This is a genomic window from Streptomyces sp. LARHCF249 (assembly GCF_052871255.1).
The window spans coordinates 171,828-185,121 of record NZ_JBIXJQ010000011.1 but is presented as its reverse complement, the minus strand read 5'-3'; the positions used below and the strand labels follow the sequence as shown (position 1 = coordinate 185,121).

Here is a 13,294-nt window from a genome sequence, read left to right as displayed (position 1 = left end):
CCGCCGTTCGGGCCGGGAGGCCGGAAGCCCGGGAGGGCTTCCGGCCTCCACCCTTGTCGGGAGCGGGCGGTCAGGAGCCGAGGATGGTGGTCAGGAACTCGCCGGTCCAGGCCAGCAGTTCCCGCCCGACCAGCGGCTTCCCGCCGACCCGGCCGGTCTTCGGGCGCGGGATGAGGACCTGCGAGGTGGCGGGCTTGAGCACCGCCCCCGGGTAGAGCCGCTTGAGGCGCAGCTCCTGCGATTCGCGCAGCTCCACCGGCCCGAAGCGGATGTTGGGGCCCTGCAGGGTGATGTCGGCGACGCCGCAGGCGCGCGCGAGCATCCGCAGTCCGGCCACCAGCAGCAGGTTCTCCACCGGCTCGGGCAGTTTGCCGTAGCGGTCGGTGAGCTCCTCGCGCACGGCCTTGACGTCCGCCTCGGAGTTGGCCGACGCGATGGACCGGTACGCCTGGAGGCGCAGCCGCTCGCCGGGCGCGTAGTCGTGCGGGACGTGCGCGTCCACCGGCAGCTCGATCTTGACCTCGAGCGGCGGCTCCTCCTCCACCTGGCCCTCGACGGCGGCCCGGTAGTCGGCGACGGCCTCGCCGACCATGCGGATGTACAGGTCGAAGCCGACGCCCGCGATGTGGCCGGACTGCTCGCCGCCGAGCAGGTTGCCCGCGCCGCGGATCTCGAGGTCCTTCATGGCCACGTACATGCCGGCGCCCATCTCGGTGTGCTGGGCGATCGTCGCGAGCCGCTCGTGGGCGGTCTCGGTCAGCGGCTTCTCCGGCGGGTAGAGGAAGTAGGCGTACCCGCGCTCGCGGCCGCGGCCCACTCGGCCGCGCAGCTGGTGCAGCTGGGAGAGGCCGAAGTTGTCGCCGCGCTCCACGATCAGGGTGTTGGCGTTGGAGATGTCGATGCCGGACTCGACGATCGTCGTCGACACGAGCACGTCGAACTTCTTCTCCCAGAAGTCCACCACGACCTGCTCCAGGGCCTGTTCGGACATCTGCCCGTGCGCGGTCGCGATCCGCGCCTCGGGCACGATCTCACGCAGCTTCGCGGCCGCCCGGTCGATGGACTCGACCCGGTTGTGGATGTAGAAGCACTGGCCCTCGCGCAGCAGTTCACGGCGGATGGCCGCGCCGATCTGCTTCTCCTCGTACGGGCCGACGAAGGTGAGGACCGGGTGCCGCTCCTCGGGCGGGGTGGTGATCGTCGACATCTCGCGGATGCCCGTCACCGCCATCTCCAGGGTGCGCGGGATCGGGGTCGCGGACATGGTGAGCACGTCGACGTTGGCGCGGAGCTTCTTCAGCTGCTCCTTGTGCTCGACGCCGAAGCGCTGCTCCTCGTCGACGATGACCAGGCCCAGGTCCTTGAACTTGGTCTCCTGCGAGAAGAGCCGGTGGGTACCGATGACCACGTCCACCGAACCCTCCCTCAGGCCCTCCAGGGTGGCCTTGGACTCGGCCTCGCCCTGGAAGCGGGACAGCGCCTTCGTGACGACCGGGAACTGCGCGTACCGCTCGGAGAAGGTGCCGAAGTGCTGCTGCACGAGCAGGGTCGTGGGCACGAGGACGGCGACCTGCTTGCCGTCCTGCACCGCCTTGAAGGCCGCCCGGACCGCGATCTCGGTCTTGCCGTAGCCGACGTCGCCGCAGATCAGCCGGTCCATCGGGACCGACTTCTCCATGTCCTCCTTGACCTCGGCGATGGTGGTGAGCTGGTCGGGCGTCTCCGCGTACGGGAAGGCGTCCTCCAGTTCGCGCTGCCAGGGGGTGTCCGGGCCGAAGACGTGGCCGGGCGCCGCCATGCGCGCGCTGTAGAGCTTGATGAGGTCGGCGGCGATCTCCTTGACCGCCTTCTTGGCCCGCGCCTTGGTCTTGGTCCAGTCGGCGCCGCCGAGCCGGTGCAGGGTCGGGGCCTCGCCGCCGACGTACTTGGTGACCTGCTCCAGCTGGTCGGTGGGGATGTAGAGCCGGTCGCCGGGCTGGCCGCGCTTGGCGGGGGCGTACTCGACGAGGAGGTACTCGCGGGTCGCTCCCTGGACGGTGCGCTGCACCATCTCGATGTAGCGGCCGACACCGTGCTGCTCGTGGACGATGTAGTCGCCGGCCTCCAGGGTCAGCGGGTCGATCGTCTTGCGCCGCCGGGTCGGCATCCGGCCGAGGTCCTTGGTGGCGGTGCGCTGCCCGGTGAGGTCGGTCTCGGTCAGGACCGCGATCTTCAGGACCGGGTCGACGAAGCCGTTGTCGACCGAGCCGCAGGCGACGTGGACGATCGACGGCTCCAGGGTGCGGAGATCGGCCTCCAGCCGGGCCGGGATGCCCTCGCCGCCGAGCACCTCGACGGTGCGGGCGGCCGGGCCGTGGCCCTCGGTGAGGTAGACGGTGCGCCAGCCGTCGGCGATCCAGCCCTTGGTGTCGGCGAGCGCGCGGGCGGTGTCCCCGCGGTAGGCCTCGGGGGCGTGCATGCCGAGCTTGAGGGTGTCCCCGCCGGCCAGGTCCGCCTCGTCGGCGGCGAAGGGGGAGACCGACCACCACATCATGCCGAGCTCGCGGGCGTGGTCGCGGACGTCGGCGATGCCGCGCAGGGAGGCGGCGCCGACGTCGATGGGGGCCTCGCCGCCGCCCGCGGTGGCCGCCCAGGAGGCCATCAGGAACTCCTGGCTGGTCGCGACCAGGTCGGCGGCCCGGGTCCGGACCCGCTCGGGGTCGCAGACGACGGCCATCGCCCCGGCGGGCAGGACGTCGATGAGCAGCTCCATGTCGTCGACCAGGACCGGGGCCAGGGACTCCATGCCCTCGACGGCGATCCCCTCGGCGATCTTGTTCAGCAGCTCGCCGAGCTCGGGGTGGGCCTCGGCGAGGGCCGCGGCCCGCTCCCGCACCTCGTCGGTGAGCAGCAGCTCGCGGCAGGGCGGGGCCCACAGGCCGTGCTCGGCGATCTCCAGCGACCGCTGGTCGGCGACCTTGAAGTAGCGGATCTCCTCGACCTCGTCGCCCCAGAACTCGATGCGCAGGGGGTGTTCCTCGGTGGGCGGGAACACGTCGAGGATGCCGCCGCGCACGGCGAACTCGCCGCGCTTCTCGACGAGCTCCACGCGGCCGTACGCGGCGGCGGCCAGCGCCTGGGTCACCTCGCCGAGGTCGACGCTCTGGCCCTGCCGCAGGGCCACGGGCACCAGGTCCCCGAGCCCCTTGACCTGCGGCTGGAGCACGGAGCGGATCGGCGCGACGACCACGGACACGGGGCCGGCGGCCGGGTCGTCCTTGCTCGGGTGCGCGAGCCGGCGCAGGACGGCGATGCGGCGGCCGACGGTGTCGCTGCGCGGGCTGAGCCGTTCGTGCGGGAGCGTCTCCCAGGACGGGTAGTCCACGACCTGGTCGGGCGAGGGCAGCAGCGAGCGCAGGGCCGCGGCCAGGTCCTCGGCCTCCCGCCCGGTGGCCGTGACGGCGAGGATGGTCCGCTCGGTCTGCCGGGCCAGCGCGGCGATCGCGAAGGGCCGCGCGGCGGGGGGGCCGACCAGGTCCACATGCATGCGGTTGCCGTCCCCGGCCGCGGTGACCGCCTCGGCGAGGGCGGGGTCCCGGGTGACGGCGTCGAGCAGTCCGTGCAGGCTCATGTAGAGGCTTTCCATCCGGTGAGGGTCGTGAAAGGGCAACGCGAAGGACCCGACACGTCACACGGGCCGGGGGTTCCCACCCTACGACGGCCCCGGCCGCCACGCGCGGGGGATTCGGGTCACCCGGGAGGGTGACGGAGCTGGCGCCGACTCGGCCGATCTGATTACGCTTGGTCCAGCAGTTAGTCCACCTCTGCCCTGGAGACCCCATGGAAGCGGCCCGGCAGTACAACGTCCACGAGGCGAAAACGAACTTCTCCAAGATCCTGGAGGCGGTCGCCACCGGTGAGGAGGTGATCATCAGCAAGGCCGGCGAACCGGTCGCGAAGGTGATCCCGCTCGCGGGGAAGGTTCGGCGCACGGATTACGGCGCCCTGGCGGGCCGGATCAAGATCGCCGACGACTTCGATGACCTGCCGGATGGATTCGCCGAGGCCTTCGAGGTCGACGCGTGAAGCTCCTGCTCGACACGCACGTCGTCCTGTGGTGGATGAACGGGGAGCTTCCCGATGAGACGCGGGAGCTCCTCGGGCGGGAGCTCACGGTGTACATGAGCGCCGTCACGCCCTGGGAGATCTCCGTAAAACAGGCTGCGGGCAAGCTCACCAGCACCGAGGATCTCGCGATGCAGGCCTGCAACACACAGTTCCAGGCCCTGCCCATCGAAACCCACCACGGCGTCCTGGCGGGCAGGCTGCCCCTCCACCACAAGGACCCCTTCGACCGGATACTGATCGCCCAGGCCCAGTCCGAAGGGCTCACGCTCGTCACCCGGGACAAGCACATCCCCCTCTACGATGTCGACGTACTGACCGTCTGAGCTCGCCGAGGGAGCACGAGGCCGTGACGAGCGATGCGATAGCCCGCGCGGCGGCGGTGGCGCAGGCTCCGGCAAAGCCGGGGCGAGCCCGTTGGGCCGGGCCCTGGCTGGTGGCCGGCGGGTTGCTCCCCGTGTACCTGGTGCTGTCCGTCGGGCGGTTCCGGCGGATGGAATGGGCCTCCTGGGACCTCGGGATCTTCGAGCAGGCCATCCGCGCCTACGCGCACCTCCAGGCGCCCGTCGCGGATCTGAAGGGGCCCGGGGCCAACATCCTCGGGGACCACTTCTCCCCGATCATCGCGCTGATCGCCCCCTTCTACCGGGTCTTCCCCGGCCCCCTCACCCTGCTGGCCGCCCAGGCCGCCCTCTTCGCGCTGTCCGCGGTCCCCGTCACCCGCGTGGCCGGACGGCTCCTCGGGCGGCCCCGCGGGCTCGCCGTCGGGATCGCGTACGGGCTGTCCTGGGGGATCCAGCGGGCCGTGGAGTTCGACTTCCACGAGATCGCCTTCGCCGTGCCGCTGCTCGCCTTCGCGCTGGAGGCGGTGCTCGACCGGCGGTGGCGGGCCGCCCTGCTGTGGGGATTGCCCCTGCTCCTGGTCAAGGAGGACCTGGGCTTCACGCTGGCCGCGCTGGCCGTGGTCGTCGCCTGGCGGGCCATGCCCACCGACCGGCGGGCCGGCTGGATCGCCCTCGGGGTCGCCGCCGGGGCCGTGGTCTTCGCGGTCCTCGTGTTCACCGTGTTCATACCGGCCTTCGCGGCGGCGGGCTACGGCTACTGGGACAAGATCGACGGCGCGGGCCCCTTCGCCGGCCTCGACACCAAGCTGACCACCCTGGCCTGGGTGCTGATCCCCACCTCCGGGCTGCTCGCCCTGCGCTCGCCGCTGCTGCTGGTCGCCGCACCCACCCTCGGCTGGCGGTTCCTGTCCGGCGACGACCACTACTGGTCCACCGACTGGCACTACAGCGCCGTGCTCATGCCCGTCGTCACCCTGGCCCTGGTCGACGCCATCGACACCGTCCGGCGCGGCGAGCGGCCCTGGCTGCGCGCGTACGCCCTCCAGCTGCCGACCGCCGTCCTCGCCGCGGGCCTCGCGCTGAGCGCGACCAGCCTGCCGACCGAGAAGCTCGCCCAGGCCGCCACGTACGAGAAGCCGGCCCGCGTCACCGCCGTGGAGGAACTCCTCCGCCGGATCCCCGACGGGGCCACGGTGGAGGCCGACACCGGCCCGCTGACCCGGCTGACCTCCCGCTGCCGGGTGCTGTGGATCGGCGGCAGCAAGGGCGTGGTCCCGGACTGGATCACCCTCGACAACTCCTCCAAGTGGGCCGGCGAGGACCCGGCCGACTACGCGCACCAGCTGCACCCCGGCGCACGGTTCGCCCTGGTGGGCGAAGCGGAGGGCGTCGTCCTGATGCGCCGCGTGTAACCCGTACGAGAAGCGGGAACGACGCCGGTCCGGAAACCCCGAGGTCCCGGACCGGCGTACCCCCGTTGGCGAACGCGGGCCCGCTACTCGCTCGCGATCGCGTTCAGTACGTTCATCCGCCCCGCCCGGAAGGCCGGGACCAGCGCGGCGAACAGGCCCACGAAGGCCGAGGCGGCGAACACCCCGAGGATCGTCGGCCACGGGATCTCCAGCACCTCCAGGCCCTGGAGGGCGAGGAGCTGCTGCGCGGTGGCGCCCCAGCCCATGCCCAGCCCGAGGCCGAGCAGGGCCCCGAAGAGGGCGATGACCACCGACTCCAGGCGGATCATGCGGCGCAGCTGGCGGCGCGAGAGGCCGATGGCGCGCATCAGGCCGATCTCGCGGGTCCGCTCGACCACCGACAGGGCCAGGGTGTTCACGACGCCCAGGACCGCGACGATGATGGCGAGGCCGAGGAGCCCGTAGACCATGTTGAGCATCTGTCCGACCTGGTCCTTCAGGGACTGCTTGTAGTCGGCCCGGTTGAGCACCTGGTACTGCGGGTACTCCGCCAGCGCCGCCTTGACCGAGCTGTACGCGGCGTCGGACTGCCCTTCCTTCGCGCCGGCCAGCAGCATGAAGGGGCGCGGCATCCGGTCGGCCGGGACGTTCGCCTCGGCGACCGCGGTGCTGATGTACTTCATGCCCTTGTCGAGGTTGCCCTCGTCGCTGGTGATCGCCGCGACCTTGAGCTTGACGGTGCTGCCGGCGGCGAACGCGACCGTCAGCTCGTCGCCCACCTTGATGCCGTGCCGGGTGGCGTACTCCGAACCGACCGACATGGAGTCCTTGCCGTACGCCGCCGCGTGCTCGCCGGCGATCATCTTGCGGCGGATGTCCTTGGCGTACGTCGGGTCGGTGGCACCGAGTTCGTCCGTCTCGGTGGAGCCGTCGGGGGCGGTGAGCTTCGCCTCCACCGTGCGGTAGGCGGTGACGTGGTCGAGGGCCCGGACGGACTTCAGCGCCTGCTCGGCCTGCGGCATGACCGGCTGCTGGGTCTGCGAGGCGATCATGTAGTCCGCTCCGACCGACTGGTCGAGCTCGTCGGTGGCGGAGGCCACCATCGACGAGCCGACCACCGACAGGCAGGCGACCAGCGCGAGGCCGATCATCAGCGCGGCGGCGGTGGCGCCGGTGCGGCGCGGATTGCGCAGGGCGTTGCGCTCGGCGAGCCGGCCCACGGAGCCGAAGGGCCGAAGCACCACTCCGGAGAGCACCCGCACCACGCCCGCGGCGAGCAGCGGGCCGATCACGATGAAGCCGATGAGGGTGAGGACGACGCCCAGGCCCAGCCAGAGCGAGCCGGGTCCGGCCTCATCGGCCGCGGCGGCCAGGTAGAGGCCCGCGCCGCCGATGCCGGTGAGGACCAGGCCGAGGACGGCGCGGACGGCGCCGGCCTTCTTGTCGCCGGGGGTGCCCGACTCGCGCAGGGCGGCCATCGGGGACACCTTGCCGGCCCGGCGGGCCGGGACGAAGGCGGAGACGACGGTGACGACGACGCCGAGGAGGATGCCGATGACCGGGGTGGTCCAGGCGACGGTCAGATCGTCGGTGGACAGGCGCATGCCCATCTGGCCCATGAGTTCCATCAGGCCGATGGCGAGGCCCACGCCCGCCCCGACCCCCAGGACCGAGCCCACGACGCCGAGCAGGAAGGCCTCGAGGACGACGGACTTGAGGACCTGTCCGCTGTCGGCGCCGATGGCGCGCATCAGGCCGATCTCGCGGGTGCGCTGGGCGACCAGCATCGAGAAGGTGTTGAAGATCAGGAAGATGCCGACGAGGAAGGCGATCCCGGCGAAGCCGAGCATCACGTACTTCAGGACGTCGAGGAAGGAGCCGACGTCCTTGCGGTTGGCGTCGGAGGCCTCCTTGGAGGTCTGGAGCTTGTAGGTGTCCGCGCCGACGGCCGCGGCGATGTTCGCCTTGAGCCGCTCGTCGCTCACCCCGTCCTTGGCGGTGACGTTGACGTGCGTGAAGGCACCCGGGGCGCCGAGCAGGTGCTGCTGCGCCGTGGGGGTGTCGAAGTAGACGATCGCCGCGCCCGGGTTGGTCACGGTGAAGGTGGCGATACCGCTGATCTTGGCGCGGAAGTCGCCGGTGACGGCGATGGTGCGCAGTTCGTCGCCGAGCTTCAGGTGGTGCTTGTCCGCGGTGTCGGCGTCGACCATCACCTCGGTGGGGCCGCGCGGTGCGTGACCCGAGGTGATCTTCATGGACTTGAGCTCGTTGTCGTTCCAGTTGCCGGCGATGGTCGGGGCACCGGTGGTCGAGCCCATGTTCTCGTTCTTGGAGTTGACGACCGTGACGGACATCGACATGACCGCGCCCTCGGCGCCCGCCACGCCTTCGGCCTTCTTGACCTGCTCGACGGCCGAGCCTGCCAGTATCTCGGGCCTGCCGCGGGCCGAGATCTCCTCGCCGTCCTTCGCCTCCTTCGCACTGACCGTCACATCGGAGCTGGTGACCGCGAACAGCTTCTCGAAGGTGGCGTTCATGGTGTCGGTGAACACGAGGGTGCCGCAGACGAAGGCGACGGAGAGCAGGACCGCGACGGCGGAGAGCGCCATCCGGCCCTTGTGCGCGACGAAGTTGCGCCGCGAGGTCTTCAGGACGGTGTTGCTCATGACGTCCGCCCGCGCGCGTCGAAGTCGGGGGTCTGGGGGCGTCCCCCAGAAAAGCACAGCATGCGGTCGAGGACCTGCTCGGCGGTGGGCCCGTACATCTCGTCGACGATCCGGCCGTCGGCGAGGAAGATGACGCGGTCCGCGTAGGAGGCGGCCACCGGGTCGTGGGTGACCATCACGATGGTCTGGCCGAGCTCGTCCACGGAGCGGCGCAGGAAGCCGAGGACCTCGGCGCCGGCCCGGGAGTCCAGGTTTCCGGTGGGCTCGTCCCCGAAGATGATCTGCGGGCGGGCGGCGAGGGCGCGGGCGACCGCCACGCGCTGCTGCTGGCCGCCGGAGAGCTGGGTCGGACGGTGCTTGAGACGGCCGGCGAGGCCGACGGTCTCCACGACCCGGTCCAGCCACTGCGCATCGGGCTTGCGGCCCGCGATGTCCATGGGGAGCGTGATGTTCTCCAGGGCGTTGAGCGTCGGCAGCAGGTTGAAGGCCTGGAAGATGAAACCGATCCGGTCGCGGCGCAGCTGCGTGAGCTTCTTGTCCTTCAGGCCGGTGATCTCGGTGTCGTCGAGGTGGATCTGCCCGCTGGTCACCGTGTCCAGTCCGGCGAGGCAGTGCATCAGCGTGGACTTGCCGGAGCCGGAGGGGCCCATGATCGCGGTGAACTGGCCGCGGTGGATGTCCACGTCCACGTCGTCGAGGGCGACGACCCGCGTCTCACCGGAGCCGTAGGCCTTGACGACCTTCCGCGCCCGGGCCGCGACGGCAGCATGCCCTCCAGTACCCCCGTGCCTGGTTTCGGTCATAGCCGTTGTCACGGTCTTTCTCCTTCTCGATATGCCGCTGTGTACCTGCGTCGCCGCGCCCAAAGTCTGTTGCGGACCGGGCTCCGGCGCCCTGGTGCCCATCGCCGTATCCACCCGGGGGTTAACCCCACCCCCCGGGTTCCCGGCCCGTGTGAACCAGTTAAGGACGCGCCGGAACCGTCCTCCTCCTCCGCCGGGACGAATGACCCCTGGGCCGTTGTGCGGAGCGTCCCCTAGGGGTTCTCCACCCTTCGAGGGAGCTGCCATGGGGGATACCGCCGGATACGGCAGCGGTGAGAAGGTGTTCCCCGCGAGTACGTGCAGGGGGAAGGGATCTCGGTGGCGGCAGCGGAGAGCGCGGAAGGAAGACCTGACGGCATACCCGGAGGCGCCGCATCCGGCACGGCCGGTACGGCAGGCACGGGCGGTCCGGGCGGCACGGGCGGTCCCGGCGGCAGGGACACCGGGTCCGGCACGAGGCCCGCGCCGGCGCAGGGGCGGCCACCCGCCGCCGTGGTCGCGGCGATGATGCTCGGCATGTCGCTCGTCGCCATCGACAGCACCATCGTCGCCACCGCCGTGCCCCAGATCGTGGGCGACATCGGCGGGTTCTCGGTCTTCTCCTGGCTCTTCTCCGGCTATCTGCTCGCCGTCACCGTCACCCTGCCCGTCTACGGGAAGCTGTCCGACACCTTTGGCCGCAAGCCCGTGCTGCTCTTCGGCATCGGCCTGTTCCTCGTCGGCTCGCTGCTGTGCGCGCTCGCCTGGAACATGGCCGCCCTCATCGCCTTCCGGATCGTCCAGGGCCTGGGCGGCGGCGCCCTCCAGGGCACGGTGCAGACGCTGGCCGCCGATCTCTACCCGCTCAAGGACCGGCCGAGGATCCAGGCCAGGATGTCCACCACGTGGGCCGTCTCGGCGGTGGCCGGCCCGGCGCTCGGCGGGATGCTCGCCTCGTACGCCCACTGGCGCTGGATCTTCCTGATCAACCTGCCGCTGGGCGCCTTCGCCCTGTGGATGACCACCCGTCACCTGAAGGAGCCCGTACGGTCCCCCGGGCGCCGCGGCCCGGTCGACTGGGCGGGAGCGCTGTCCATCTTCGCCTGCGGCGGGCTGCTGCTCTTCGCGCTCGTCCAGGGCGGGGTCGCCTGGCCCTGGCTGTCCGCGCCCTCGCTGGGGCTGCTCGGCGCGAGCGCGGTGCTGGCCGCGGTGGTGGTACGGGTGGAACGCCGGGCCGAGGAACCGATCCTGCCGGGCTGGGTGTGGCGCCGGCGCACCATCGCCGCCGTCAACCTCGCCATGGGGGCGCTCGGCCTGCTGATGGTCGCCCCGATGGTGTTCCTGCCGACGTACGCCCAGTCCGTGCTCGGCCTCGGGCCCGTCGGCGCGGGGCTGGTGATGTCCGTGATGACCCTGAGCTGGCCCATCACCGCCGCCCTCAGCCAGCACGTCTACCGGCGGATCGGCTTCCGGAACACCGCGGCCGTCGGCATCGGGCTGGCCGCGGTGATCCTGTACTCCTTCACCCTGCTCCCCTATCCCGCCCGCCCCTGGCAACCCGCGCTGATCATGCTGCTGCTGGGCGGCGCTCTCGGCCTCTTCCAGCTCCCGCTGCTCATCGGGGTCCAGTCCACCGTGGGCTGGACGGAGCGCGGAACGGCGACCGCCTCGGTGCTGTTCTCCCGCCAGGTCGGCCAGAGCATCGGCGCGGCCCTGCTGGCGGCCGTCGCCAACGCCACCCTCGCCGCCCGCCTGGCGGACGCCCCCGTGCCCGGACTGCCGGACGCCCTGGACGACGTGACGAAGGCCCTGGACCAGCCGGGCCTGCTCTCCCAGGCAGCCGCCGACTACCTGCGCGAGGCCGTGGCCGCCGCCGTGGACCACATCTTCCTCGGCGCGACGGGCGCGGCCCTGGCCGCCCTTCTGGTGCTGCTGCTGGTGGCGCCGCGCAGGTTCCCGGTGCTGCCGGAGCACATCGAGGAGTAACAGCCCCGGCCCGGCGGCGACTTGTCATGCTCCGCGTCAGCGGGTTAAGTCGGAACCACGACCGTTTCCGGGGGGACGACGCATGGCTTCCGCATTCCTCGCACTGCTCCTGCTGGCCGCGCTGGCCGGCCCGCTCGCCCGCCGGCTGTACCGCCACCCGGCCTTCATCACCGGCCGCGACGGGCGGCTCTCCACCTCCACGGCACTCGCCCTGGCCTGGACGGTGATCCTGGTCTGGCTGCTGCTCGCCACCCTCGGGTACGGGCTCACGACCGGCGGTGGAGCCGCGTACTTCCAGGGCTCCGACGGCCCGCTGTCCTCGCTCACGACCGTGTACCTGCCGCTGCTCGGGGGCCCGTACGTGGCCATGATCGCGGCGAAGGCGGTGGTCGGCCTGCGCGTCGAGAACGGCAGCATGCCCAAGCCGGCCGCCAAGGCCACCGCGTCGGGGCGCCGTCCGCTGCGGGAGCTCATCGCGAACGACGGCGGGCGCACGGACCTGGTCGACCTCCAGTACGTCGCCCTCAGCGGGGTCACGATGCTCTACGTCGTCCTGTTCTTCCTCTCGGACGTCGGCGCGGGGCTCCCCCGCCTGCCCTCCGAGATCTGGGCCCTGACGGGCGCCCCGGCGGGGGCCTACCTGGTGAACAAGATGGCCGTCCGCCCGAACCCGGTGATCACGGACGTCAACGTCTCCGAGGGCCGCCTCACGGTGCAGGGCGGCGGCCTCACCACGCCCGCCTCCGCCGCCCCCGGTTCCGCCGCTCCCGCCCTCACCGTGGACGGCTCCCCCGTCCCCGCGCAAGCCGACCCGCTGACCGGCGCCCTGACCGCGCCGCTCCCGGCCACGGCGAAGCCCCCGTTCACCGTGGTCGTCACCGCCCGCGGCCTGCGCAGCGACCCGTACCGCTACGAGGGCTGAGCCCCTTCGGCCGCTCCGCAGCCGGCCCGGGTCAGCCTTCCGCGGGGGCTCGGCCCGTCAGGGCCGCCAGGCTGGAGCGGACATGGTTCATGTGGGCCCGCATCTCCTCCTCCGCCTCCGCGTGCTCGCGCAGGATGCGGTCCGTCTCCCGCCCCACCCGCTCCTCCGCCACCCGCGCCTCTGCGAGCAGCTCGGCGGCCAGCGCCTCCGCGTCCTCCTGGCCGTGCCGCGCCGCCTCCTCCGCCTCCGCGAAACCCCGGCGGGCCTCCGCCAGCCGGGCCTCGGCGTAGCGTTCCAGCTCCGCGTGGCGCGCCTCCAGCTCCGCCTCCCGCCCCTGCAGTTCCCGCTCGGCCGCCTCCCACCGCTCCCGCTGCTCCTGCTCGCGCTCCGCGAGCAGCGCCTCCGCCCGGCGCCGCGCCTCCGCCAGCCCCGCCTGCGCCTCCGCCCGCCAGGCCTGCGCGTCCTCCCGCGCCTCCGCCCGCGCGTCGTCCGCCTCCCGCTGCGCCCGCAGCAGCCCCTGCCGGGCCCGGACCTCGGTCTGCTCGCGCACCGCCTCCGCATCCTGGCGCGCCAGCTCCCCCACCCGCTGCCCGTACGCCTCGGCCGCGCCCAGCGCCTCCGCCGCGTCCACCCGCGCATCGCCCCGCAGGACGTCCGCCTCCTCCTGCGCCAGCAGCAGGATCCGGCGGGCCCGCTCGCTCAGGTCCTCGTACGTCTGCGGAGCCAGCGCGGCCACCGCCTCACGCAGCCGCCCCGCCTCCCCCTCCATCTGCTTCGCCAGGACGGTCAGCCGTGCCACCCGCTCCCAGGCCTCGTCACGGCTGCCGGACAGCCGGGCGAGGTACCGGTCGACCTGATCCGTCCGATAGCCACGGCCGCGCACAGTCGCAATGGGTGCACTCATCCTGGAAGCGCCTCTCTCGCGGGGATTCCTGTCAAGGATGCGTCATTTGCTCCCAGAAGCCGGAATGGCCGGGGCGGGGCCCCCCGGGGGGGGGGGGGGCCCGCCCAACAAACCCACAAAAGCTCCAAACCAAACCCCCCCCAACAACTCCAC

9 protein-coding genes are annotated in these 13,294 nt (G+C 72.1%); 5 read left to right on the top strand and 4 right to left on the bottom strand.

All coding sequences use genetic code 11. The features are described from left to right. Positions 1 to 70: 70 nt before the first annotated feature. On the bottom strand, positions 71 to 3,610 hold the full coding sequence (gene mfd / locus ACIPUC_RS28950) for a transcription-repair coupling factor (protein ID WP_446593395.1): 3,540 nt from the start codon (positions 3,608 to 3,610) through the stop codon (positions 71 to 73). A 209-nt stretch (positions 3,611 to 3,819) separates the two neighbouring features. Between mfd and ACIPUC_RS28945 the strand changes: the two genes are divergently transcribed. From ACIPUC_RS28945 to ACIPUC_RS28935, 3 genes are read left to right on the top strand one after another with little or no spacing between them, the layout of a single operon-like run. Beyond that, entirely contained in the window at positions 3,820 to 4,065 is a 246-nt protein-coding gene (locus ACIPUC_RS28945; protein WP_446593274.1) for a type II toxin-antitoxin system Phd/YefM family antitoxin, read from the top strand. After that, a complete protein-coding gene (locus ACIPUC_RS28940) occupies positions 4,062 to 4,430 on the top strand; it encodes a type II toxin-antitoxin system VapC family toxin (RefSeq protein ID WP_446593273.1) in 369 nt (122 codons plus the stop codon). The genes ACIPUC_RS28945 and ACIPUC_RS28940 overlap by 4 nt, the downstream gene beginning before the upstream one ends. A 23-nt stretch (positions 4,431 to 4,453) precedes the next feature. Beyond that, entirely contained in the window at positions 4,454 to 5,860 is a 1,407-nt protein-coding gene (locus tag ACIPUC_RS28935; protein WP_446593272.1) for a DUF2079 domain-containing protein, read from the top strand. Positions 5,861 to 5,943: 83 nt separating this feature from the next. Here the strand turns inward: ACIPUC_RS28935 and ACIPUC_RS28930 are convergent, their stop codons facing one another. Continuing rightward, a complete protein-coding gene (locus tag ACIPUC_RS28930) occupies positions 5,944 to 8,526 on the bottom strand; it encodes an ABC transporter permease (protein ID WP_446593271.1) in 2,583 nt (860 codons plus the stop codon). Beyond that, a complete protein-coding gene (locus ACIPUC_RS28925; protein ID WP_446593393.1) occupies positions 8,523 to 9,329 on the bottom strand; it encodes an ABC transporter ATP-binding protein in 807 nt (268 codons plus the stop codon). Before ACIPUC_RS28925 ends, ACIPUC_RS28930 begins: the two co-directional genes overlap by 4 nt. A gap of 378 nt (positions 9,330 to 9,707) precedes the next feature. Here ACIPUC_RS28925 and ACIPUC_RS28920 point away from each other — a divergent pair, with 378 nt between their 5' ends. Further along, positions 9,708 to 11,315 carry an MFS transporter gene (locus ACIPUC_RS28920; RefSeq protein WP_446593392.1) on the top strand — a complete coding sequence of 536 codons (1,608 nt, stop codon included), beginning with the start codon at positions 9,708 to 9,710 and terminating at the stop codon, positions 11,313 to 11,315. Between the two features lie 82 nt (positions 11,316 to 11,397). Then, positions 11,398 to 12,237 (top strand): hypothetical protein, encoded by an 840-nt coding sequence (locus ACIPUC_RS28915; protein WP_446593270.1) that lies wholly within the window; start codon positions 11,398 to 11,400, stop codon positions 12,235 to 12,237. Positions 12,238 to 12,268: 31 nt separating this feature from the next. Here the strand turns inward: ACIPUC_RS28915 and ACIPUC_RS28910 are convergent, their stop codons facing one another. Then, on the bottom strand, positions 12,269 to 13,141 hold the full coding sequence (locus ACIPUC_RS28910) for a cellulose-binding protein (RefSeq protein ID WP_446593269.1): 873 nt from the start codon (positions 13,139 to 13,141) through the stop codon (positions 12,269 to 12,271). Positions 13,142 to 13,294 lie beyond the last annotated feature (153 nt).

Bases quoted from the DNA above. Each gene is read 5' to 3' on its own strand.
- mfd (WP_446593395.1), bottom strand. From the start codon at position 3,610: ATGAGCCTGCACGGACTGCTCGACGCCGTCACCCGGGACCCCGCCCTC.
- ACIPUC_RS28945 (WP_446593274.1), top strand. From the start codon at position 3,820: ATGGAAGCGGCCCGGCAGTACAACGTCCACGAGGCGAAAACGAACTTC.
- ACIPUC_RS28930 (WP_446593271.1), bottom strand. From the start codon at position 8,526: ATGAGCAACACCGTCCTGAAGACCTCGCGGCGCAACTTCGTCGCGCAC.
- ACIPUC_RS28925 (WP_446593393.1), bottom strand. From the start codon at position 9,329: ATGACCGAAACCAGGCACGGGGGTACTGGAGGGCATGCTGCCGTCGCG.
- ACIPUC_RS28915 (WP_446593270.1), top strand. From the start codon at position 11,398: ATGGCTTCCGCATTCCTCGCACTGCTCCTGCTGGCCGCGCTGGCCGGC.
- ACIPUC_RS28910 (WP_446593269.1), bottom strand. From the start codon at position 13,141: ATGAGTGCACCCATTGCGACTGTGCGCGGCCGTGGCTATCGGACGGAT.